Raw genomic sequence first — 21,823 nt, forward strand, 5'->3', positions numbered from 1 at the left:
CACATGGGTGCCAAGCTTTCACCTTCCGGCCGCCGCGTGAGCTGCCCCGCGTCACCCCAAGATCGCGAAGAAGGAACAAGGCGCATATTGAAGAAGCCCTCTCGGAGTTGAGGGGCACAGCGCTGGAAAGTTTGTTTCCAACTCACAAGTTCCCACTTCACGCGGGGTTCTTGACGCCAGAAGCAGCCGACATGGCATGGTGCCGTGCCGGCGCATATGCTTTTGGCGCCCCCGAAAGGTATTCGACTTGACGAATTTTGAATCTCTTGGCGTGTCCAAGCAGATCGTCGCCACGCTCACTGGGCTTGGCATCGAAACGCCGACGCCGATCCAGGCGCAGGCAATCCCCCTCCTCCTCGAAGGCCGTGACCTGATCGGTCTGGCCCAGACCGGCACCGGCAAGACCGCCGCGTTCGGCCTGCCGCTGATCGAGCGTCTTCTCGCGGAAAACATCCGCCCGGACAACCGCACCACGCGGTCGCTGATCCTGGCGCCGACGCGCGAGCTGGTGAACCAGATCGCCGCCAACCTGAAGAACTTCATCAAGGGCAAGCCCCTCAAGATCAACCTGGTCGTCGGCGGCGTGTCGATCAACAAGCAGCAGCAGCAGCTCGAAAAGGGCACCGACATTCTCGTCGCGACCCCCGGCCGCCTGCTCGACCTCATCGCCCGTCGCGCCATCTCGCTGACGACGGTGCGCTTCCTCGTGCTCGATGAAGCCGACCAGATGCTCGACCTCGGCTTCGTGCACGATCTGCGCAAGATCGCCAAGATGGTGCCGAAGCGCCGCCAGACCATGCTGTTTTCGGCCACCATGCCGAAGGCTATCGCAGATCTCGCAGCCGACTTCCTCACCGATCCGGTGAAGGTGGAAGTCACTCCTCCGGGCAAGGCTGCCGACAAGGTCGAGCAGTATGTCCACTTCGTCGGCGGCAAGGGCGACAAGACCGAGCTCCTGAAGACCTCGCTGACCGCCAATCCGGACGGCCGCGCCATCGTCTTCATGCGCACCAAGCACACGGCCGAGAAGCTGATGAAGCATCTCGACCACATCGGTTACTCGGTCGCCTCGATCCACGGCAACAAGAGCCAGGGCCAGCGCGAGCGGGCGCTCAAGGGCTTCCGTGACGGCGAGATCAAGACCCTGATCGCCACCGACGTCGCCGCCCGCGGCATCGACATCCCGGCCGTCAGCCACGTCTACAACTACGACCTGCCGGAAGTGCCGGACGCCTATGTTCACCGCATCGGCCGCACGGCCCGCGCCGGCCGCGACGGCATCGCCATCGCATTCTGCGCGCCGGACGAAACGGCCCTCCTGCGCGATATCGAAAAGCTCATGGGCATCGAGATCGCCACGGCCTCGGGTGAACGCCCGGAAGGCATGAGCCGCCCCGTTCGCGGTAACAACAACCGCGGCGCCAACAATCGTGGCGGCAATGGCAACGGCCAGGGTCGCGGACGCGGCAATGGGGGCGAACGTTCAGGCGGCGAAGGTCGCCCCGAGCGTCGCGAACGCCCGGCCCGCAAGCCGTTCTTCGCAACCGATGGCGCCGAGGGTGGCGCCCGTTCGGAAGAGCGGCGCGAGCGTCCCAACGGCGAACGCCGCCATGGCGACCGTCCGAACCGCGACAACCGCCGCAACGAGGACTTCCGCGGCCAGCGCCGCGGCGAGGAAGCCCCGCGCTCCGAAGCCGACAACGATCTGGCTACGACCTCCGATTTCCGTCCGGCCAAGAAGCAGTTCGGCCCCCAGGGTGGACGCGGCAAGGGCAACGGCCAGGGTCAAGGTCAGGGCAAGCGCGAGCACGCTGCCCATGGTGCTCACGAAGCCGGCAACCAGCGCAAGGCGCACGAGGGCGGTCACGGCCGCCCCGCCCAGAAGCAGGGTGAAAATCGCGGTCCGGTGAGGTTCGGCAACGACAACCGCGGTGGCGGCCAGCAGGGCCGCAAGCGCCGTCCGGCTTGATAGACCGGGCTACCCATCCAATTGAAAAGCCGCCCGCAGCCTGATCGCTGCGGGCGGCTTTTTTCTTTGGCAAGGGGCCGCCCCCCTCCTTCGCCGTTGCCTCCTGTAGATCCTCGGCACAAGGCCGAGGATGACGGGAGAATTCGCAACGGCTTTCAGCGATCCGAGCCGATATCCTATCGCTGCTTGGCGATTTGCGAGGCTTCCACGGCGGGCGCCGCATTTCCCCAACTGTTGCGGACATAGGTCAGCACGTCCGCCACCTGCTGGTCGGAGAGCCGCCAGCCGAGCGACGGCATGGAGGGGGACGTCCGCGCCTCCGCTGTATGCACCGCCTGGCTGCCGTTCAGCACCAGTCTTGCCAGCGTTTCGGCGCTCGGCTGCTGGACGATCGCGCTTCCGGCGAGTGCCGGGAAGAGCTGGCGCGCGCCCTTGCCGTCACCGCCATGACAGGCCGAGCAGGTGTCGTGATAGATGGCGGCGCCCGCCGTCATGTGCGGATCGCTCGCCGCGATCGGCTGCGGTTTTTCCGTGGGGCCGCCCTCGGTGCTCTTGAGGTATGTGGTGATCGCCCGCAGGTCGCCCTCCGTCATCTGCGAGGTCGAGGCCGTGATGGCTTCCGCCATGGGACCGGATGCGATCGTATGCGAATTCGCCCCGGTCTTTAAGTATTGCACGAGCTCGTCGTCGCTCCAGCTTCCGATTCCGATATGCGGATTGCCGGTGATGTTCGGCGCATACCATCCCTGAAGCGAGCCGCCCTGCAAGACCTGATCATTCTTGTCGGCGCCGAGGAAGGTCTTCGGCGAATGGCAGGTGCCGCAATGGCCGGGCCCCTCCACGATATAGGCGCCGCGGTTCCATTCGGGAGACTGGTTCGGGTCCGGCTTGAACTCGCCGCCTGAGAAATTGATCATGTTCCAGCCGAGCATCGAAAGCCGGATGTTGAACGGGAACGGCAACTGGTTGGCCTCGACCGGATTGAAGACCGGGTCCACGGTTCTGAGATAATACCAGAGGTTGGAAATGTCCCGGTCGCTCATCTTGGTATAGGCCGGATAGGGCATGGCCGGATAAAGCCGTTTCCCCTCATGGCCGACGCCGGTCTTCATCGCCCGATGGAAATCCTCTTCCGACCAGTTGCCGATGCCGGTCGCCTTGTCGGGCGTGATGTTCGGCGGGATCAATTGGCCGAAGGGCGTTTCGAGCGGCAGGCCGCCGGAGAGCGGCTTTGCCCCCGGCGCGGTGTGGCAGGCGGAGCAATCGCCGAGGATTGCCTGATAGCGGCCGCGGATGATCTTGTCCGCCAGGTCCGGAGCCTGCGAGAAAGCCAGCCCCGCCGAAAGGGCGGAAGCGACGAGCGTGAGGGAAAAGACGATCTTCTTCATGCCGACACCAGAGGCTGACCCGGATTGCGGAGATATTGCTGACGGATGGCATCCGCCGCGTGGAATGCGAGCGCGCCCACCATGCCGGTCGGGTTCTTTCCGGCATTGTGCACAAAGGCGGAGGCGCCGACGACGAAGACGTTCGGCACGTCCCAGCTCTGCAGGTACTTGTTGACGGCGCTGGTTCTCGGATCGGTCCCCATGATTGCCCCGCCGGTATTGTGGGTGCTCTGGTAGGGAACCGAATCCCAGCCCTTCTTCCGGCGGTTGATGACGTATTGCCGTCCGCCGAAGTTCTTCGCGATCTCCTCCATCCGGTCCGAGATCCAGTTGGACATGCGGATGTCGTTGTCCGGAAAATCGAAGGTGATGCGCATCAACGGCCGCCCGAACCGGTCCGTATAGGTGGGATCGAGATCGAGATAATTGCCGCGGCTCGGATAGCTCGACCCCTGGGAGGAGAAGCCGAGCGTGCTCTTGTAGGCCGAAACGGTCGCCTTCTTCCATTCCGAGCCCCAGCGCGGCGTGCCGGGCGGCGTTGGGCGGGTCTGGATCGGACGGCCGTTCGACGGGATGCAGTTGATGCCCGCGCCGCCCACAAAGTCGAGCGGGCCGTGATCGAAGGCATCGCCGTTGAAATCGTCCAGCGACTGACCGAGCGCACCGGCTGCGACGAACGGATTGAAGTTCTTGTCATCGAAGAATATCTGCGCGCCGGAATTGGTCTGATAGCAGTAGTTCCGCCCGACCGTCCCCTCCTCCGTGTTGGGGTCGTAGATCCGTCCGATGCCCGACAGCATCATCAGGCGGACGTTGTGCAGGCCATAGGCGCATAGCAGCACCATATCGGCGGGCTGGAAGAATTCCTCCCCCGAAGTGTCGATATAGGTGACGCCGCGGGCATTCTTCTTCGCGACATCGAGATCGACATGCAGCACTTCCGAGTCGGTGCGGACCTCGAAATTCTTCTTCCTCATCAGCACCGGCAGGATGGTGGTCTGCGCGCTCGATTTCGAATAGTTGGCGCAGCCGAAGCGTTCGCAGAAGCCGCACATGGTACACTGGCCCATGGCGATGCCGAGCGGGTTGATATAATCCTGCGAAAGGTTGGCCGAGGGCGTGGGGAACGGGTGGAACCCCATGGATTTCGTGACTTCGGCAAACAGCGTCGGCGCATAGGTCATCTGCATGGGCGGCAGCGGATAATCGCGCGAGCGCGGGTCCTCGAAGGGATTGCCGCCCTCCTGGATCTGCCCGTTGATATTGCCCGCCTTGCCGGAAATGCCGGCCAGATATTCGAACCGGTCGAAGGCGCCCTCGATCTCGGGACCGGTAATGCCCCAGTTCTGCAATCGCAAATCCGCGCCCCGGCCGGCTCCGTAACGCTCGTTGAGATGATCGACGATGCGGAAATCGCTATCCCAGAAGCGCCAGGTATGGCCGTTCCAGTGGACGCCGGCGCCGCCTACCCCGTTGCCGGGCAGGAAGGAACCGAAGTCGCGCATCGGCAGCGCCGTCTGCGAGGTGTCGTTGCGCATCGTGAAGGTTTCGACGATCGGCTGCAGGAAGAGATCGCGGCGGATGGCGTAACGCAGCTCGTCCTGCGCATAGCCGATGTTGAAATCCGTGGCGGTATCGCGCCAGGGGCCGCGTTCGATTGCGACGACGTCGAGCCCCTCCTCCGTCAGTTCATGGGCAAGAATGGAACCGGTCCATCCGAGGCCGACGATGACGACGTCCTTGCGGGGAAGAATGGTGGTCATGATGTTCTCGCTACCTGCTCATCCATTCCATCGAGCCTGCGATCGAAACCGGAGGCAGCGGATAGGGTTGGTTGTGTTTGGAGACGTGGTCGCGGTAGTCGTACCGCGCGCCGGGGAAGCCCAGCATCTTCCACGAGACCATGTCCTTGTTGCCGCCATAGATCGGATCGGCGAAGAAGCCCTCCGTCGTGTTGGTCAGCATGAGGTTGAAGAAGGTCTTGGAGTCCACGCCGTTCGGGAGCGTGATCTTGGCCTCCTCGATATCCTTGAGCGTGGCGTCCTGCTCTTCCGGGGGAAGCTCCAAGAACCGCTTGCCGCCCTTGTTCTCGCGGCTCCAGGCGTCGATCGCCGCAAGCCCGGCGCGATAGCGCTGCGCCGGCGTCGCCTCGTACTGATAGCCCTGGGTGGGTAGGCCGGGAAGGAAGGGCCCCTTGGTGTAGAGCCTGGTCGAATTGCCGTAATAGCCCGCAAGCTGACGATCTATGTAGACGACGCAGCCAGCCTCCCTGCCGCCGATCGAAAGCTCGTCCGCTGGGATCAGCCGGTCGACGATCGCCTCCATGGTGGCCGCCTCGTCCGGCGTGAAGAACAGCCAGCCGCCGGGCGTCACCGGCACCGGCGGATCAGCCGCGCGCGCCTCCCAGGGCAAGGCGCCGGAAATGCTGCGCGAAAGCGCCGGACCCGCGCTGCCGGCAAGAATGGTGAATGCGACGGAAGAGAGAAATTGGCGCCGCGTCGGGCGCCTAAGACAGTGTCTTTCCATAGGAAGACTCCCCCAAGGAAAATGCGGAGACGCGCCGGAGATGACGCGCACCGGTTCATCGAACCGAACGGTTCAATTTTCACCTAGGGCAGGAGTGGGAGTCGGCAAGGCTAAATTTGATAAATCGGAATCACACTCTCATTTCGCGGCAACGAACAAAGAACGACCCACGCAACCCAGCGGCGATAGACCTCGGCTCTACAGCCGTTCCGCCCAGGCATGTCCGGGATGAAGCGCATCGAGGCAGGCTTTCAGCCAGACCCGTTCCGGCGCAGTCAGCCTCCCGTGCGCGTTGTCGAAATCGACCTCGTCCTTCGCACGCCGATACTTCGCCTTGAACAGCAGGATCGCGGCGGGCTTCAGATAGGGAATGCCATCCGCCGTTCTCGCCACCATCTCGGCGCGAGGCGCGGATATGCGCGCGTCCCTCTTGTAGACCCACATCTCGGGCGTCCCAGGCTCGATCATCATGTCGGCCCGCCAGCGGCGTGCGGCGACATCCTCGCACCATATCTGGAATATATCCGCCGGCGGCTGTTCGTCCGACGGCAGATAAGTGACGACACCGTCTCCGACCGCATGGAAGCGCATGCCGCCGCTGAGACATTGCCGGAAGATGTCGACATCTTCGCGCAGGACGGCGAATTCCAGGTCCTCGTGATCGCGGGTCTGGCGGCCTTGCCAGAGGTCGAGGGCCCATCCTCCGACGATGCACCAGGGCTTTGCGGTCGCGCCCAACCGCTCGGCCAGTTCGGACGGATGCCAGGCGGACCATGCGCCATGATCCAGCTGCGAAGACGGCGTCATGAACCCGTTTCCGCCCTTGCCTTCCTGTTCACCATATAGACGCCGGCGACCACGATCGCGGTGCCGACGATCATCGGCAGCGTCAGCGGTTCGCCGAACAGGATGGCGGCTTCGATCGCCACCACCGGCGGCATCAGATAGATGAGCGAGGCCGCACGCGAGACCTGCCCCCGGCGGATGAGATAGAGCAGCAGGCCGACCGCGCCCATGGAGATGCCGAAGACCGACCAGCCCATGGCGGCGATCGCCTGGTGGGTCCAGTCGAAGCGCAGGTTTTCCAGCGCGAGCGCCAGCGGCACAGTGACGATCAGTGCGCCGACGAATTGCAGCGTCGCGATCGTCAGGAGATCGCCTTCCTGCAGGTGGCGCTTCTGGTAGAGCGTGCCATAGGTGACCGAGGTCATGGAAACGAGATTGATGAGCACAGGGAAGGCAAGTCCCGCCAGCCCGCGGTCGAAGACATCGAGAAGCTGCGGAGAAATGGCGATCATGATGCCTGCGAAACCCAGCACGAGACCGATCTTCTGGACCGGCTTCAGTCTTTCACCGATGAGAAACGGCGCGGCCATTGCGGTCAGCAAGGGCTGGAGCCCGGCGATGATGCCGGAAAGCCCGGCCGGAACGCCCTGCCCGATCGCATACCAGACGCCCGACAGATAGAGCCCGTGCAGAAAGATGCCGGAGACGACCGCATGGCCGATCTGGCCGCGCGTCTTCGGCCATTTCGCCTTCACGACGAGACAGACCGCCAGGAACGCGATGGCCGCCAGCGTATGGCGCACGACGAGAAAGGTCAGCGGATCGGCATGAGCCGCCGCATATTTCGCGACGATCCAGCCCGTGGACCACAGAAAAACGAAGAGGGCCGGAGCCAGGCGGTCGATCATGATGGGATTCCGGCGCTGGCCGTTTGTCAGGAGAGTCGCTTGATTAGCCGCGAGCAGCATTCCGCGTCAAAGCAGAAAAACTGATCGATAGGATGAACAGCGTTTGAACAGCGCGCGCGGGCAGTTGATGATTTCTGAGGCATGGCCGGGACCGGCATCCTTCAAGGGAGATACCCGACGGACAGGAAACCGTGAGCAGAAAGTATTTGCGGCAACGCTTTTGAAGTTTTCGGAAACTTTCCCGGCAATTGCGCACGGTTCTTGCATTGCTCCTCGCATTGTACTTTCATGGCGTAAAAAGGGGAACGCGCCTTTGGCATTCGATGAAATGTTGACTGCGGAAAACCTTCCGCGAGAGCCGTACAAGACCTATCACGAATGGTATGCCGGCCAGGATGCGGCACACCTGATCCGCAAAGCCCAGGATGCGGAGAACATCTTCAGAAAGACGGGCATCACCTTCGCGGTCTACGGACACGAGGAAAGCGCCGAAAAGCTCATCCCCTTCGACATCATTCCCCGCATCATTTCCGGCCGCGAGTGGCGAAAGCTGGCGCAAGGCATCGAGCAGCGGGTGCTTGCGCTCAACGCCTTCTTGGACGACATCTACCACAAGCAGGAGATCATCAAGGCGGGCCGCATCCCGCGCGAACTGATCGAGAAGAACTCCGCCTTCCTGCCGGAGATGATCGGCTTCAAGCCGCCGGGCGGCGTCTATACCCATATCGTCGGCACCGACATCGTTCGCACAGGAGAAGACCAGTTCTTCGTGCTGGAGGACAATGCCCGCACGCCTTCCGGAGTCAGCTATATGCTGGAAAACCGGGAAACCATGATGCAGATGTTCCCGGAACTCTTCACCCAGAACAAGGTGCAGCGCGTGGAGGATTACCCGCGGCTGCTCCGCCAATCGCTGGCATCGCTGGCGCCACCCGGCTGCAAGGGGCGCCCGCGCGTGGCGGTGCTGACGCCGGGCATCTACAATTCCGCCTATTACGAACATTCCTTCCTCGCCGACCAGATGGGCGTCGAGCTGGTCGAGGGCGGCGACCTGCGCGTCATCGACGGGCGGGTGAAGATGCGCACCACGCAAGGCTATGAGGCGATCGACGTGCTCTACCGCCGCGTGGACGACGATTTCCTCGATCCCCTCACCTTCCGGGCAGACTCGGCACTCGGCATTCCCGGCATCATGGATGTCTACCGCGCCGGCAACATCACCATCGCCAATGCGCCGGGCACCGGTATTTCCGACGACAAGGCGATCTATTCCTACATGCCCGAGATCGTCGAGTTCTATACCGGGCGAAAGGCGCTTCTGGAGAACGTGCCCACCTGGCGCTGCTCCGAGCCCGACAGCCTCAAATACGTGCTGGAGCATATCGGCGAACTGGTCATCAAGGAGGTGCACGGCTCGGGCGGCTACGGCATGCTGGTCGGCCCGACGGCGACGAAGCAGGAACGCGCCGATTTCGCCGAAAAGCTCGCTGCCAAGCCGGGCAACTACATCGCCCAGCCGACGCTCGCCCTTTCGACCGTGCCGATCTTCGTCGACAAGGGCATCGCTCCCCGCCATGTGGACCTGCGCCCCTATGTCCTCGTCTCCGACAAGGTGAAGATCATTCCCGGCGGGCTGACCCGCGTAGCGCTGAAGCAGGGCTCGCTGGTGGTCAATTCCAGCCAGGGCGGCGGCACCAAGGACACCTGGGTTCTGGAAGATTGAGGGCGTAAGCATATGCTGGGAAGAACCGCAAACGGCCTCTACTGGATGTTCCGCTACATCGAGCGGGCCGAGAATATCGCCCGCCTCGTGGATGCGGGCCTGCGCGTCTCGCTGACCCGCACCGGCACCGGCGACGAGGATTGGGACGGCGTGCTCCACAGCGCCGGCGTGCGCGATGCCTATAGCGAGGTCCACGATACCGTCACCGCCGCCAATGCGACCGATTACCTGCTGCGGGACCAGGCCAACCCTTCGAGCGTCATGTCCTGCATCGAGGCCGGCCGCAACAATGCCCGCATGGTGCGCACCGCGCTGACGCGCGAGACCTGGGAAGCCACCAACGAGTGCTGGATCGACCTCAAGGCGCGGCTTGCCCGCAAGGTCAAGGCGGCCGACCTGCCCGAACTGATCGACGTCATCAAGCACCGCTGCGGCCTCATTCGCGGCGCCTTCCACGGCTCGATGCTGAGGAACGAGATCTATAACTTCTCGCGCATCGGCACCTTTATCGAGCGGGCCGACAATACGAGCCGCATCATCGACGTGAAATACTATGTTCTGCTGCCCTCAGTCGGGCAGGTCGGCTCGGTGCTCGACAATATGCAATGGGAATCGATCCTGCGCTCCGTCTCGGCCCATCGTTCCTACGGCTGGGTCTATGACGGGGAATATCACGCCGCCAACATAGCCGACTTCCTCATTCTCAAGGTGCAGATGCCGCGCTCGCTGGCCTATTGCTACGAGAAGATCGTCGGAAACCTGGCAAATCTCGCCGACGACTATGGCGAGCGGCTGACGGCGCACGAGACCGCCGATGCGATCCGCACGACCCTGAAAGCCGGGTCGATCGGCGAGATCATGGACACCGGCCTGCACGATTTCCTGCAAAGCTTCGTCAGCCGCAACAACCAGCTCAGCGCCGAAATCTCCGAAGGCTACCGCTTCTACCAATAGGTCAGGATCAGCGTCCATGCGGCTGAAAATCTTGCATACGACGGAATATCTCTACGACGCGCCGGTGCCCTATTCGCTGCAGCGCCTGAGGCTGACGCCCGTTACCGGTCCGGGCCAGAAAATCATCGACTGGTCGGTCGCCGTCGATGGCGCGAAGATCGAAACAGGCTATGCCGACCAATACGGCAATCGGGTCGAACTCGTTTCGGCCGAAGGCACCGAACACATGATCCGCATCGTCGCCGGCGGCGAGGTGGAGACCGAGGACCGTGCGGGCGTCTACGGCTACCATCAGGGCTTCTGCCCGCTATGGCTCTTCCTGCGGGAGACGCCGCGGACAAGGCCGGGCAAGCTCATTCGCAAACTGGCGGGAAGTCTGAAGGGCAACAGCGAGCTCGCCAGGATGCACGCGCTCATGGAGGCGATCCACGAAACCGTCGCCTACACGCCGGGCACGACCGACACGGAAACCACCGCCGAGCAGGCGCTGGAGGCGAGAACCGGCGTCTGCCAGGACCACGCGCATATCTTCATCGCCGCCGCCCGGCTCCTCGATATTCCGGCCCGCTATGTCTCCGGCTATCTCCTGATGGACGGCAAGACCGAGCAGGTCGCCACCCACGCCTGGGCGGAGGCGCATGTACCGGGCCTCGGCTGGGTGGGCTTCGATGCCGCGAACAAGATCTGCCCGGACGACCGCTACGTGCGGATCGCCTCGGGCCTCTGCTATCGGGATTGCGCGCCCGTTTCCGGCCTTCGCATCGGCACGGCCGGCGAAAACCTCAGGGTTTCGCTGACGGTTTCTCGGAAGCAGGGACAGAGCCAGACACAGAGTTAGTCGACGGGCCTGCCACGACATAACTCTCCCGTAGAGGAAGTCCCGAAGCTTCCCGGATGACCTCCCATTCCGACGGATCGATCGCCGGTGCGAATGGGTCCTAGTAATAGAGCACAGAAGTCTTCGCAGCATCCAAAGGCCCTTGATGGGCTTGTCGTTATTGTCAGACATTAGCGCTCTCCAGGTGGTCTGAAATGTAGTTCACTCTAGGTTGCGTGAATTGGCAAGCTCTCTACCTTCTCCCCACCGGCGAGAAGTGCCGAGCGAATGCGAGGCGATGAGGGGGTGCGCACACGGCAAGCTCCAACATTCTCTATTTGGCTCTGCCCCCTCATCTGCCCTTCGGGCATCTTCTCCCCAAGGGGAGAAGATAGGAGTTCGCCTCACCACCACTCCCGAGCCCGCAAGCCCCGCGCCATCTCCGCATGCTCTTCTCGCCGGAAGGAGGATGATCCATGCTGTTCGGGCAATCGGTCTTCCAGTCGGTGCTGACGCGACTGAAGGAAGAGCGGGCGGAAAATGAGAACGAGGAGAATGAACCGAGCTTCCGGATAAAGGGGCTCGGCACCGGCTTCGTTGCCGAAACGGTCGAGGGACAATCGGCGGCCGCGGGCAAAATCGATGCCTATCTCGCCTTCCTTCCCGAACGGCAAGCGGCAGCCGATCCGCTGCCGGAACCGGTAGCCGAAGAGCCCACACCTCCTCCGGCGCATCTCCTGCGCCTGAGCCCGGAGGAGATCGCCGCCGACCTTGCGCTCGGGCCGGACGAAACCACCGCCACGCTTGCCGAAAAGCGCCGGCTGTTTGCGAGGGCAAACCACCCCGACGGCGTGCCGGAAGAACTTCGCGACAATGCGAACATTCGCATGAAGATCGCGAACCAGCTGATCGACAAGGCGATCAGGGAGCTTTCCCTGCGGTAGTAGAAAGAAATGCCGTCACCCCTGTTCCCCGGGTTTAACCCGAGGAACAGGGGTGACGGGGCACCCATTTACTCCCGCCCTTCATCCACGGGCTTCTCCGCCGGCGGAGGCCGTTTCTCGATGAAGAGCTTGTAGGTGGCATAGGCGCCCAGCGCCCCGACGATGACGCCCCAGAAGGGTTCGCCGCCGATGAATTCGATGATCGCCCAGACCCAGCAGACCGCCGGAATCAGGATCCGCCGCCAGAGCGGTTTGTAGAAAGGATGGTCCGGATCGATCATGGCGTCATTCCCCTGCGGCCTGAATATGCGGTTTCGTAGCGATGATATCCTGGTCCGCGATCGAAAAAGCAAGGTTGAGATGGCCTTCGAATACCAGCGAAGGCTCATCCGGCACGACGGTCAGGCCCGGCATGCCGCCAAGCCGCACCACCTGGGTCTGGGAAAGCCCCTCCTCTATGCCGGCCTGCAACAGGTCCTGGTGCCGGGTGCCAGGCCCCGTGATGAAGACGGGCATATGCCCGTGCAGGCTCAAGAGCCGCGAAATCCCGTTGCCGAGCGCAATCCCGGCCTGACGAAAGGCGAGCTGGGCCATCCGTCCGCCCTGGCGCGCGCGCGCCGCGATCTTGTCGATCTCGCCAAGCGGCACGAACTTCGCCGGAATGGTATCGACCGGCACTTCGAAGGCGGTGCGCAGCACCGCGTAGAACCCCGCATAGGCCTCGATGCAGCCGCGCGCACCGCAGCGGCAGAGCGCGCCGTTCGGTACATGCAGCATGTGCCCGAAATTGGGAGCCGATATCTCGTTGCCGCCCGCCGCAGTCGTCCGCGCGATGCCGAGACCGATACTGTGGCCGAGCGAAAGCGCAGCGAGCGTGGATGCGCCGCCTTCGCGGCGCGCCTCGCGCTCCAGAAGCGCGCCGGCCACCAGCAGCGTCTCGTTGTTGAGGATCACCTTGGCATTCCAGCCCGACCCGATCGCCGTCGCGAAATCCACCGCCTGGCTCCCGAAGACCGGCGACCAGACGAGCACCGGCTCGCTTCGATGCGGAAGTCCCTTGCTGCTGATGGAGACGATGAGAACGCTGCGCCGATCAATTCGCGAGCGCGCGGCCGCCCGCTCCAGCGCCGCCGAGATCGAGGCGATGAAGGCCTCCGTACCGCCCTCCCCGCGCGGCTCGGTGAAGCGGTCGAGCAGCGTTCCCGCATAATCCACCAGCGAATACTGGATGGAGTCGGACGAGATGATGACGGTGACGAGATAGCCGCAATCACGCCGCTGGCTGAAGAGCACGCGCGGCCGTCCGCGCCCGCCGGCGGACTGCTGCTCGATCTTCTCGATGATTCGCCCCCGCTCGAGTTCGGCGGTGATGGCCGAAACGGTGGCGGAGGCGAGACGGGTGGCGTCGGCGATCTCGGTATGCGCGAGCCGCCCATGGCGCCGCAGGGCCGAAAGCACGAGCGCGCTGTTCTGCTGCCGGACCAGTTCCGTGCTCGATTTTGCCAGCATTCCTTCGCGCGGGGTGGCCCGCTCCTTATCCTCGCTCCCCTGTCGATACGGCAGCGCCTCCTCCACGACAAGCACCGATTGACAGCTTTCAAAATCTCTGACATCTAATTTCTCGACTGTCGAGAAAAAATCTTGGACAGCAATCTGGGCGGGGGGAGAGCTCGGAGGCTTCAAGGCCCATCCGCCGTCATTCGGGAGGACATTATGAACGCTTTCGTAAAGCTGATGGCCGGCGCGGCCGTCTTCGTTTCCATGCAGACCGCAGTCATGGCCCAGGAACTCGTCGTTGGCGTTTCCTGGTCGAACTTCCAGGAAGAACGCTGGAAGACGGATGAGGCCGCCATCAAGACGGCGCTGGAAGCCGCCGGCGCGAAGTATATTTCCGCTGACGCCCAATCCTCGGCCGCCAAGCAGCTCACCGATGTCGAATCGCTGATCGCCCAGGGCGCCAACGCGCTGATCGTGCTGGCACAGGATTCCGACGCAATCGGCCCGGCGATCGAGAAGGCGACGGCGGAAGGCATTCCGGTCGTCGGCTATGACCGCCTGATCGAGAACCCGGAAGCCTTCTACATCACCTTCGACAACAAGGAAGTCGGCCGCATGCAGGCCCGCGAGGTCTTCAAGGTGAAGCCGGAAGGCAACTACGTCTTCATCAAGGGCTCGTCGGCCGATCCGAACGCGGACTTCCTCTTCGCCGGCCAGATGGAAGTGCTGAAAGAGGCCGTCGACGGCGGCAAGATCAAGAATGTCGGCGAGGCCTATACGGACGGTTGGAAGCCGGAAAACGCCCAAAAGAACATGGAGCAGTTCCTGACCGCCAACGACAACAAGGTCGATGCGGTGGTGGCTTCCAACGACGGCACGGCCGGTGGCGCGATCGCCGCGCTCGATGCGCAGGGGCTTGCCGGTTCCGTGCCGGTTTCCGGCCAGGATGCCGACAAGGCGGCGCTGAACCGCGTGGCGCTCGGCACGCAGACGGTTTCCGTCTGGAAGGATAGCCGCGAGCTCGGCAAACACGCCGCCGAAATCGCGCTGGCGCTTGCCGGTGGCAAGACCATGGACGAAATCCCGAACGTGCAGACCTTCTCCGGCGGCGCCAAGGGCGTCGCCATGAAGTCGGTCTTCCTGACGCCGATGCCGATCACCCAGGACAACCTGAACGTCGTCATCGAGGCTGGCTGGATCAGCAAGGCCGAGGCCTGCCAGGGCGTGAAGGCCGGCTCCGTCGCCGCCTGCAACTGAGGGTCTCGATCCTGAACATTCCGACGCCGCAGCTTGTGCCGCGGCGTCGGTTTTCGTCACTAGATGACGCGGCCGCGCTTTCGGAAAGCGGCTGAACGTCACGAGGCGCCGCCGCAAAGGCGCGCAGGACAAGGTGGGAACGGCAAGACATGGCCGATACGGTGCATACCACGACATCCAGCGGACCGAAGCAGACGGGGGGCAACCTCGTCGCACGCTTCTTCCGCGCAACCGAAATCGATACCCGCCTGCTCGGCATGGTCGGCGCATTGCTGATCATCTGGATCGGTTTTCACTTTCTCACGGGCGGACTGTTCCTGACGCCGCGCAACCTCTGGAACCTCTCGGTCCAGACGGCTTCCGTGGCGGTCATGGCGACCGGCATGGTGCTGGTCATCGTCACCCGCAACATCGATCTTTCGGTCGGCTCCATCCTCGGCTTCACCGGCATGATCATGGGCGTGCTGCAGGCCAGGCTCCTGCCGGAACTGCTGGGCTTCAACCATCCGGCCATCTGGATCGCGGCACTTGCCGGCGGACTGATCGTCGGCGCGCTCATCGGCATGCTGCACGGCCTCATCATCGCCTTCCTCGGCGTGCCCTCCTTCATCGTCACGCTCGGCGGCCTGCTCGTCTGGCGTGGCGCCACCTGGTTCGTGACGAGCGGCCAGACGGTGGCCCCGATGGACGCCAATTTCCGCCTGATGGGCGGTGGCGCGGAAGGCTCGATCGGCGCCACCTGGAGCTGGATCGTTGGCGTTCTCGCCTGCCTTGCCATCGTCGCGGCGATCATCAACGCGCGCCACCAGCGCAAGCGTTTCGCCTTTCCGCGAAGGCCGGTCTGGGCGGAATATGTGCTGGGTGCGCTCGGCTGCGCGATCGTGCTCGGCGCCGTCTGGATCGCCAATGAATATTACTGGCCGGTCAACATCGCCCGCCGCTATGCGCAGGCCAACAATATCGCATGGCCGGAAGGCGGGCTCTTCATCTCCCACGGCATCGCGATACCGGTATTGATCGCGGTCGCCGTCGGTATCGTCATGACCTTCATCGCGACAAGGCTGCGCTTCGGCCGCTATGTGTTTGCGATCGGCGGCAACCCGGAAGCGGCAGAACTCGCCGGCATCAAGACCCGCTGGGTGACGGTGAAGATCTTCATGCTGATGGGCACGCTCTGCGCCATCGCCGCGGCGATCTCGACGGCCCGTCTCAACGCCGCCACCAATGCGCAGGGCGAGCTCGACGAGCTTTATACCATCGCCGCCGCCGTCATCGGCGGCACCTCACTCGCCGGCGGCATGGGCACGATCGCCGGCGCCATGCTCGGCGCGCTCGTCATGCAATCCCTGCAATCCGGCATGGTGCTGCTCGGCATCGATACGCCGTTCCAGCGCATCGTCGTCGGCATGGTCCTGGTGATCGCCGTCTGGCTGGACACAGTCTACCGCGCCAGAGCCAAGTAACAGTAAGGAGCACTCATCGTGACGGAACAGGCAACTCCGCTTGTGGAAATGAAGAACATTTCCATCTCCTTCGGCGGGATTCATGCGGTCGAGAACGCTAGCGTCGACCTCTTCCCCGGAGAGGTGGTCGCCCTTCTCGGCCATAACGGCGCCGGCAAGTCGACACTGATCAAGGTGCTTTCCGGCGCCTACCGGCGCGACGAAGGCGATATCCTGATCAACGGCGAGCCCGCCGATATCCGCAACCCGCGCGACGCCAAGAAATTCGGCATCGAGACGATCTACCAGACGCTTGCCGTCGCCGACAATGTCGATGCCGCCGCCAATCTCTATCTCGGCCGCGAGCTGCAGACGAAATGGGGCACGCTGGACGATGTCGCCATGGAGGCGAACGCGCGAGAGGTGATGGGAAGGCTGAACCCCAACTTCAAGCGCTTCAAGGAGCCGGTGAAGGCGCTTTCCGGCGGCCAGCGGCAATCGGTAGCGATCGCCCGCGCCATCCTCTTCGACGCGCGCATCCTCATCATGGACGAGCCGACCGCAGCGCTTGGGCCCCACGAGACCGCCCAGGTCGGCGACCTCATCAAGCAATTGAAGCGGGAAGGCATCGGCATCTTCCTGATCAGCCACGATATCCACGACGTCTTCGACCTCGCCGACCGCGTCTTCGTGATGAAGAATGGTCAGGTGGTGGGCCATGCGCGCACGCAGGACGTGACCAAGGACGAGGTGCTCGGCATGATCATCATGGGCAAGGTGCCGCCCGGCGCCACTCCCGGCCCCGGCGCCATGAAGGTGGCGTGAGGAAGAGGCCGGATCGCAACCGCAGCTCCCCGGAGTGCAGCCGAGCTCCCTCCGGGGCTTGCCGTCAGTCCCCAACGGGAAACGGGCACGGGCTTCATGCTCCCCTTCCCTACCCTCGTGCCGGGGAACACTTGTGCGCAGCCGCTGTCTTCGGTTCCGCCATTCTTCTGAAATTGGCGATTGCGGCGCGGAGCGTCCTGGGTTAAGAACCAGCCATCGGAAGGGCCGAGTCACGGCCCTCGACGGTTAGCACCCGTAGCTCAGCTGGATAGAGTGTTGGATTCCGATTCCAAAGGTCACAGGTTCGAATCCTGTCGGGTGCGCCAAATTTCTCAGGGGTTTCAGCGTTTTTGCCCCCCTGAAATTTTTCCACAGGAAGCATATAGGAAGCAAACCGCCCTTTAGGGGCGATGACATGTGGTACAACATGAGGGGGCGGAGTGAGCGCAAGTCCAGAACGAAACGGGGATGACCCCCTCTGGTGGATTGGCTTCGGGCTATTTATTCTGGGGTGGGTGACCATCGCTGTGCAAATTTATTGGTATCTGCGGGGTGGCCTCTGGACGAGCGTGTCAATCATATCTGCCCTGAAGCAGTTGCCCATAGAGAAAGTAGCCGAGTGGGCCTCCAACCCTTTAGACTGGCTCGGGCTATATCAACTTCTTGAATTTTTACCGCTCTCCGGTTCGGGTATCATTCTCGGCCTTTTTATAACATTCGCCACCCACAGGAGTTAGCTTGACACCCGCCTGCGTCGTGTCACCTTGCGCGCGGAATGCGTGGGGGAAGTCATGCGAATCTTAATTTTGATCTCCGCGGCCACACTGGTCGCGTCGGCTGCTTCGTCGCAGGAAAATCGAGGACTGGCGCTGGGTGAGTTGACCGCATGTGTCGTCGGGCACGCAGAGAGGCTCGCGCCGTTACGGGAGCCGATGAGCGATACTGTTGAGGCAGTGTTGGCGAACTGCTTCGATGAGGAGCAAGTTCTTATCGAAGAGTGGGAACGGCGCTCCAGCGAGGTTTCGCGAACTATGATCGATTTCACCATGAAGGAGATGCGCCGGAGAGCACTAATCACCATCTCGAATGAGCGCCTGAAAGCTGGCCGCTAAGCCGCCTGCCTAAAGCTTCCGTCGGAAATTCGGACGAGGTAGAGGGGCGCAGATATGACGGTTTTCGTGCCGGTGTTCTGGGGGAAGTAACTTGCAGCCTGACGACTTTAAACTCGCGCTCGATGACGTAAGGGCGCGTCACACGGCCTTGGTCAATCTGATCCTATTCACCGATCAAAAGGCGATGGGAGTTTTCCGTCTATACGTGACGCTAGGCATAGCCGCTGGCGCCGCAGCCGCGGCGAGCTTCTTTCGTGACGACGCTTTGCTTGTGTTCGCCCGATGGTCGATGGCTATGACCGCTTTGTGGTTGGCGGTGGCGGCCTTCTTTTGCTTCCGCGCTATGTCGCGAGGCTCGATCAACCTGCCTGGACGAGGTCCTGAATTCTGGCAGTGGGCGATGCTTCCTCAGGTCGAAACGAAATCCGCTATGGATGCTTACTTGGAAGAACTGGGCGGGCGCCAAGCATTGAACCGACGTCTCAACGAGAATACGGCCCTCTATCTAGATATTGCTGTGACGATGGGCATCGCGACACCGTTAATCATCGCGCTACCCGTCGGCATTGAGTTCGTTTGGACGAACTATCTCAGGTATATTTTAGCTTGCTAGGGTCTTCGCTCTTGCGGCTGTCCCAATCGCGCGGGGGCGGCGGTGCCTTTTCGCCGCTGTTGGTGCTCTCGTCTCTTTTGGGTTCTTTGTTATCGTCACTCATGCCCAGCTCCTTAGTTGCTCGAGCATGGTCGGTCTCTCCATGTCAATGAGTCAATCGCTTTGATGATTTATCCCCGCATCTCAAAGTTGTCGCGCCTTGACCACTTTGTGCACGCTGTCATCTTGAAGCCAAAACGAACGTTCTCGACCGATTGCTCGGATCAAACCTTGGTCATTCATGGGTTCCAACATGCAAACACTCGCTGCCCTTCTTACCCCTACCATCGCTGTCGCAGCCGCCGTTATCGGCTATTTGCAATGGCGGACTGCCCATCAAAGGGTAATGCTCGACCTCTTTGATCGGCGAATGACCGTGTACGAGAAACTTCGCCGGTCCATGAGCCTTATCAATACCTCTGGGAAGGTTTCTGACGAATCTAATCGCTTACTCCTTGAGGCGGAGGGTGAAGCTGCCTTTGTATTTGGCCAGGATATCCAAGAATATCTGCGGGAACTCTGGGTGATCTGTGTGCAGGCTGGAACTTTGGCGCCTGACAACGGATACCAGGGCGACGAGCAGTCCGCTCGGAGATTGAAACTGTTGCGAACTGTCAGCGATTTCTACAATAAAGGCCCAGATCGCTTTGCCCCCTACATGCGAATGGACCAAAAGCGCCTCCAGACGCCAATCGAATATCTCCTCGAACGCAATAAAATTCGCAAAAGCTACGGCGATCACCCGCAACAACGGTGATCATCGCTACTGCTCAGGTGCCGTTACAGCCTTTACCAGCATATGACGCCCGAGTAATCTTGCGGTGTCGCTGCGGGAGAAATTCTATGGATGGATTGCTGAAGACGCTGATTGCTGGCGCTTGCATTGTCGTTGTTGCGGCAGGAGGGCATTATTTGTGGTCCGAACATCAGGCGTCATCAGCACTTGCGCGAGAGCAGGCAGCCGCTGCTCGATCCGCATCGGCTGAGGCCGAGCGATATGCCGCACGGTTATCATGCGCTCGCTATATGACGCCAGAATTGGGTGAGGCCAAGCGTAAGCGCGAGCAATGCCGGCAAGGTGGGTTTATTTCCTATGCCGAACAACTTGATGCCGAAGCTGGAAAGACGTTTCGGCCGTAGCGGCACGCATGAACCGCTGTGCCTGGCTGTAGGTAAATCCACTCTTGTTCTCGATCCATTGCCGAAAATGACCGTGAGGAAGTTCCCGCTTCACCTGCAGCAGGCGCCGGCCGTATTCCGCCATCATGTCGACAGGAACGCGCTGGTAAGGCCGTGGTGGGCGAGGATGAGCCGGCTCGGAGACTATGACAGCCTGCGGGCTGTTTAGCCGGTTATGAGCATCCCAAGCGGCACGCTGCTTCTCCAACGTTAGGCTCTTGAACTGCCGGATGGTCATGCCGAGCCCGAAGGCGACGAAAGCGATGTGGCGGTTCCCGCGATTCGCCATATGCTTGATCCGCATCATCTGCCAGTCATTGACCGGTCGCATTGTGCCGACCCCTTCGACCTCTATCTCGGAAATCATTCAGAAGCTCCTGGAAAAAAGGGCCGAACTTCGAAAGCCGGCCGCATGGTGGTTTGGGTGGAAGCCGGTCAATCCGCTCGAACTTTTCAGGCAGCCTGCCGCTTAGACAGGGATCGCTCCAGAGCGCGGCGTTGCTGCCGGCTCATCGTTGCCAAATCGGCAAAAGGATCGATGACAGAGCCGACCCTGTCCGGCCACGTTCGAAGAGTCCTGACCGATGCGCCACGTTCGGAAACAATGGTGAGATCGCATTGGCCACCGATGACGTACTGGCCGCCGTGGGTCTCGCCCTTCAAAGGCCGACTGCGCTTGCGCCTCATCAAGAGACGTCTCAAAGTGCGGGTCGTGCCCTGGCTGGTTTTCCGCTTGCTCGCTCGCCCGGTAAAGCTGTTTTCCGAGCTTGGATATGATCTGATCCAGATGTTCCTGTTCTTCAAGAAGGGCGTCTATGTTTCGAACATTTCGAAGCAAGAGCAGTTCTTTGGGCCCGCACCTACACCCCGAGATGCGATCACGCGATGGGCGAGAAGCAATCAGCTCATTTCGTGAAGCATAAGGGGCCGGCGTTTCGCCGGCTCCTCCATCCATTGCAGATCCAACCCGGCCGGGCGAACCGCCGTCAGACCCTAAGACCCCATTATTCTTCTCATCGTGGTCCTTTGCATCGATCGTGGCGTCAGACGGTTTGAAAAGGCGGCCATCTTGTTCAACAGGCCTGCAACCACCATGGCCTTTCCTGCCGAGAGTGCCCGAATACCGCTCGCGGCGACCGGACGTGGTTTCATGGTGAGGAGACGCAATAAGCCCGAGGCGGTTGCGCCAGCCGCCGCATCGAACCCGGTCGTAGTGTGCCCGGGGCAAAGGGTGGTCACGACCACACCACGCGGGCGGAGCTCGTCATGCAGGGCCTCGCCAAGGGCGAGCACATAAGCCTTGGTCGCCGCATAAGCCGCGTAGCTGGGGACAGCCTGGAACGCCAGGAGACTGGCAATGAGAAGGATATGTCCAGATCGCCGCGCAGCCATGTCGCGGCCGAAGAGATAGGTCAGCTCGGTGACCGCCGTGATGTCCAGCTGGATCATATCCACGGTGCGCTCGATCGGGGTTTCCAGGAAATCGCCATGCAGACCGTATCCCGCGTTGTTCAGCAGGATATCGATCGCTACCGATCTCGCGTCGAGATCGCTTTTCAGGCGACCGGCCGCGCCGGGCGAGGCAAGATCGATCGCCTCGACCAGCACATCCACCCCATATTTGCGGCGAAGATCGGAGGCGAGCTTTTCCATCGGCTCCCGCCGGCGGGCCGCCAAAACGAGATTGACCTTCTGCGCCGCCAGCAGATCCGCAAATTCAAGGCCGAGGCCGCTCGATGCTCCTGTGATCAGCGCCCATTTTCCTGCGAAGCTGTTCACGGCTGCGTCGGGAGCGCCCGCTGTCGAGCCGGTTGTTTTCTTCGACATCATTCTCTCATCTATTT

Annotated in this window: 22 protein-coding genes and 1 tRNA gene; 14 read left to right on the forward strand and 9 right to left on the reverse strand. The window is 62.1% G+C overall.

Translation table 11 applies throughout. From position 1 onward, the window contains the following. The first annotated feature begins 247 nt into the window (after window positions 1-247). Entirely contained in the window at window positions 248-1,969 is a 1,722-nt protein-coding gene (locus YH62_RS11885) for a DEAD/DEAH box helicase (protein ID WP_046794445.1), read from the forward strand. A gap of 176 nt (window positions 1,970-2,145) precedes the next feature. Here YH62_RS11885 and YH62_RS11890 read toward each other — a convergent pair whose 3' ends face one another. The 5 genes from YH62_RS11890 to YH62_RS11910 form a co-directional block, all read right to left on the reverse strand. Beyond that, window positions 2,146-3,357 (reverse strand): c-type cytochrome, encoded by a 1,212-nt coding sequence (locus tag YH62_RS11890; RefSeq protein WP_046794446.1) that lies wholly within the window; start codon window positions 3,355-3,357, stop codon window positions 2,146-2,148. Then, window positions 3,354-5,120: a GMC family oxidoreductase gene (locus YH62_RS11895; RefSeq protein ID WP_046794447.1), complete on the reverse strand. Its 1,767-nt coding sequence runs from the start codon at window positions 5,118-5,120 to the stop codon at window positions 3,354-3,356. Before YH62_RS11895 ends, YH62_RS11890 begins: the two co-directional genes overlap by 4 nt. 10 nt (window positions 5,121-5,130) lie before the next feature. Beyond that, a complete protein-coding gene (locus YH62_RS11900; RefSeq protein ID WP_046794448.1) occupies window positions 5,131-5,883 on the reverse strand; it encodes a gluconate 2-dehydrogenase subunit 3 family protein in 753 nt (250 codons plus the stop codon). Window positions 5,884-6,081: 198 nt separating this feature from the next. Continuing rightward, window positions 6,082-6,690 (reverse strand): hypothetical protein, encoded by a 609-nt coding sequence (locus YH62_RS11905; protein ID WP_046794449.1) that lies wholly within the window; start codon window positions 6,688-6,690, stop codon window positions 6,082-6,084. Then, window positions 6,687-7,580 (reverse strand): DMT family transporter, encoded by an 894-nt coding sequence (locus tag YH62_RS11910; RefSeq protein WP_046795054.1) that lies wholly within the window; start codon window positions 7,578-7,580, stop codon window positions 6,687-6,689. The genes YH62_RS11905 and YH62_RS11910 overlap by 4 nt, the downstream gene beginning before the upstream one ends. A gap of 310 nt (window positions 7,581-7,890) precedes the next feature. On the opposite strand from YH62_RS11910, the gene YH62_RS11915 reads away from it, so the two are divergent. From YH62_RS11915 to YH62_RS11930, 4 genes are all read left to right on the forward strand, one after another. After that, the gene (locus YH62_RS11915; protein WP_046794450.1) at window positions 7,891-9,300 is read left to right on the forward strand and encodes a circularly permuted type 2 ATP-grasp protein; all 1,410 of its coding nucleotides are present in this window, start codon (window positions 7,891-7,893) and stop codon (window positions 9,298-9,300) included. 12 nt (window positions 9,301-9,312) lie between these two features. Then, window positions 9,313-10,254, forward strand: coding sequence for an alpha-E domain-containing protein (locus YH62_RS11920; protein WP_046794451.1), 942 nt, complete (start codon window positions 9,313-9,315; stop codon window positions 10,252-10,254). A 16-nt stretch (window positions 10,255-10,270) separates the two neighbouring features. Next, a complete protein-coding gene (locus tag YH62_RS11925; protein ID WP_046794452.1) occupies window positions 10,271-11,092 on the forward strand; it encodes a transglutaminase family protein in 822 nt (273 codons plus the stop codon). Between the two features lie 455 nt (window positions 11,093-11,547). Beyond that, window positions 11,548-12,015, forward strand: coding sequence for a hypothetical protein (locus YH62_RS11930; RefSeq protein ID WP_046794453.1), 468 nt, complete (start codon window positions 11,548-11,550; stop codon window positions 12,013-12,015). A 68-nt stretch (window positions 12,016-12,083) separates the two neighbouring features. On the opposite strand, the gene YH62_RS11935 is transcribed toward YH62_RS11930, so the two are convergent. Then, the gene (locus YH62_RS11935; RefSeq protein WP_046794454.1) at window positions 12,084-12,296 is read right to left on the reverse strand and encodes a hypothetical protein; all 213 of its coding nucleotides are present in this window, start codon (window positions 12,294-12,296) and stop codon (window positions 12,084-12,086) included. A gap of 4 nt (window positions 12,297-12,300) precedes the next feature. Continuing rightward, window positions 12,301-13,524: an ROK family transcriptional regulator gene (locus YH62_RS11940; RefSeq protein ID WP_046795055.1), complete on the reverse strand. Its 1,224-nt coding sequence runs from the start codon at window positions 13,522-13,524 to the stop codon at window positions 12,301-12,303. A 204-nt stretch (window positions 13,525-13,728) separates the two neighbouring features. Here YH62_RS11940 and xylF point away from each other — a divergent pair, with 204 nt between their 5' ends. The 8 genes from xylF to YH62_RS30485 all read left to right on the forward strand — a co-directional run bounded on the left by xylF (window position 13,729) and on the right by YH62_RS30485 (window position 19,940). After that, a complete protein-coding gene (gene xylF, locus YH62_RS11945) occupies window positions 13,729-14,769 on the forward strand; it encodes a D-xylose ABC transporter substrate-binding protein (RefSeq protein WP_046794455.1) in 1,041 nt (346 codons plus the stop codon). Window positions 14,770-14,918: 149 nt separating this feature from the next. Beyond that, on the forward strand, window positions 14,919-16,232 hold the full coding sequence (locus YH62_RS11950) for a sugar ABC transporter permease (RefSeq protein ID WP_046794456.1): 1,314 nt from the start codon (window positions 14,919-14,921) through the stop codon (window positions 16,230-16,232). Between the two features lie 18 nt (window positions 16,233-16,250). Next, on the forward strand, window positions 16,251-17,036 hold the full coding sequence (locus tag YH62_RS11955; RefSeq protein WP_046794457.1) for an ATP-binding cassette domain-containing protein: 786 nt from the start codon (window positions 16,251-16,253) through the stop codon (window positions 17,034-17,036). Window positions 17,037-17,285: 249 nt separating this feature from the next. Next, a tRNA-Arg gene (locus YH62_RS11960) sits at window positions 17,286-17,362 on the forward strand. A 465-nt stretch (window positions 17,363-17,827) separates the two neighbouring features. After that, a complete protein-coding gene (locus YH62_RS11970) occupies window positions 17,828-18,148 on the forward strand; it encodes a hypothetical protein (protein WP_046794459.1) in 321 nt (106 codons plus the stop codon). 91 nt (window positions 18,149-18,239) lie between these two features. Continuing rightward, entirely contained in the window at window positions 18,240-18,761 is a 522-nt protein-coding gene (locus YH62_RS11975) for a hypothetical protein (RefSeq protein WP_046794460.1), read from the forward strand. Window positions 18,762-19,053: 292 nt separating this feature from the next. Then, complete coding sequence (locus YH62_RS11980; RefSeq protein WP_137326859.1) at window positions 19,054-19,557, forward strand: ABC transporter ATP-binding protein; 504 nt, start codon at window positions 19,054-19,056, stop codon at window positions 19,555-19,557. 86 nt (window positions 19,558-19,643) lie between these two features. Next, window positions 19,644-19,940 (forward strand): hypothetical protein, encoded by a 297-nt coding sequence (locus YH62_RS30485; RefSeq protein WP_170986364.1) that lies wholly within the window; start codon window positions 19,644-19,646, stop codon window positions 19,938-19,940. On the opposite strand, the gene YH62_RS31115 is transcribed toward YH62_RS30485, so the two are convergent. Continuing rightward, window positions 19,885-20,346, reverse strand: a complete 462-nt coding sequence (locus tag YH62_RS31115) for a DUF3102 domain-containing protein (protein WP_348625755.1) — start codon at window positions 20,344-20,346, stop codon at window positions 19,885-19,887. The genes YH62_RS30485 and YH62_RS31115 overlap by 56 nt on opposite strands. Between YH62_RS31115 and YH62_RS30760 the strand changes: the two genes are divergently transcribed. Continuing rightward, a complete protein-coding gene (locus YH62_RS30760; protein WP_245282105.1) occupies window positions 20,245-20,895 on the forward strand; it encodes a hypothetical protein in 651 nt (216 codons plus the stop codon). The two genes, YH62_RS31115 and YH62_RS30760, sit on opposite strands and share 102 nt — an antisense overlap. Before the next feature lie 77 nt (window positions 20,896-20,972). Here the strand turns inward: YH62_RS30760 and YH62_RS11995 are convergent, their stop codons facing one another. Next, on the reverse strand, window positions 20,973-21,806 hold the full coding sequence (locus YH62_RS11995) for an SDR family oxidoreductase (RefSeq protein WP_046794463.1): 834 nt from the start codon (window positions 21,804-21,806) through the stop codon (window positions 20,973-20,975). Between the last annotated feature and the right edge of the window lie 17 nt (window positions 21,807-21,823).

This window comes from Rhizobium sp. LC145 (assembly GCF_001005825.1).
GTDB lineage: Bacteria > Pseudomonadota > Alphaproteobacteria > Rhizobiales > Rhizobiaceae > Neorhizobium.

Coding starts and splice junctions, on each gene's coding strand:
- YH62_RS31115 (WP_348625755.1), bottom strand. CDS start 20,346: ATGATTTCCGAGATAGAGGTCGAAGGGGTCGGCACAATGCGACCGGTC.
- xylF (WP_046794455.1), top strand. CDS start 13,729: ATGAACGCTTTCGTAAAGCTGATGGCCGGCGCGGCCGTCTTCGTTTCC.
- YH62_RS11950 (WP_046794456.1), top strand. CDS start 14,919: ATGGCCGATACGGTGCATACCACGACATCCAGCGGACCGAAGCAGACG.
- YH62_RS30485 (WP_170986364.1), top strand. CDS start 19,644: ATGGATGGATTGCTGAAGACGCTGATTGCTGGCGCTTGCATTGTCGTT.
- YH62_RS11900 (WP_046794448.1), bottom strand. CDS start 5,883: ATGGAAAGACACTGTCTTAGGCGCCCGACGCGGCGCCAATTTCTCTCT.
- YH62_RS11895 (WP_046794447.1), bottom strand. CDS start 5,120: ATGACCACCATTCTTCCCCGCAAGGACGTCGTCATCGTCGGCCTCGGA.
- YH62_RS11905 (WP_046794449.1), bottom strand. CDS start 6,690: ATGACGCCGTCTTCGCAGCTGGATCATGGCGCATGGTCCGCCTGGCAT.
- YH62_RS11925 (WP_046794452.1), top strand. CDS start 10,271: ATGCGGCTGAAAATCTTGCATACGACGGAATATCTCTACGACGCGCCG.
- YH62_RS11935 (WP_046794454.1), bottom strand. CDS start 12,296: ATGATCGATCCGGACCATCCTTTCTACAAACCGCTCTGGCGGCGGATC.
- YH62_RS11980 (WP_137326859.1), top strand. CDS start 19,054: ATGCAAACACTCGCTGCCCTTCTTACCCCTACCATCGCTGTCGCAGCC.
- YH62_RS11995 (WP_046794463.1), bottom strand. CDS start 21,806: ATGTCGAAGAAAACAACCGGCTCGACAGCGGGCGCTCCCGACGCAGCC.
- YH62_RS11940 (WP_046795055.1), bottom strand. CDS start 13,524: ATGCTGGCAAAATCGAGCACGGAACTGGTCCGGCAGCAGAACAGCGCG.
- YH62_RS11930 (WP_046794453.1), top strand. CDS start 11,548: ATGCTGTTCGGGCAATCGGTCTTCCAGTCGGTGCTGACGCGACTGAAG.
- YH62_RS11920 (WP_046794451.1), top strand. CDS start 9,313: ATGCTGGGAAGAACCGCAAACGGCCTCTACTGGATGTTCCGCTACATC.
- YH62_RS11970 (WP_046794459.1), top strand. CDS start 17,828: ATGCGAATCTTAATTTTGATCTCCGCGGCCACACTGGTCGCGTCGGCT.
- YH62_RS11890 (WP_046794446.1), bottom strand. CDS start 3,357: ATGAAGAAGATCGTCTTTTCCCTCACGCTCGTCGCTTCCGCCCTTTCG.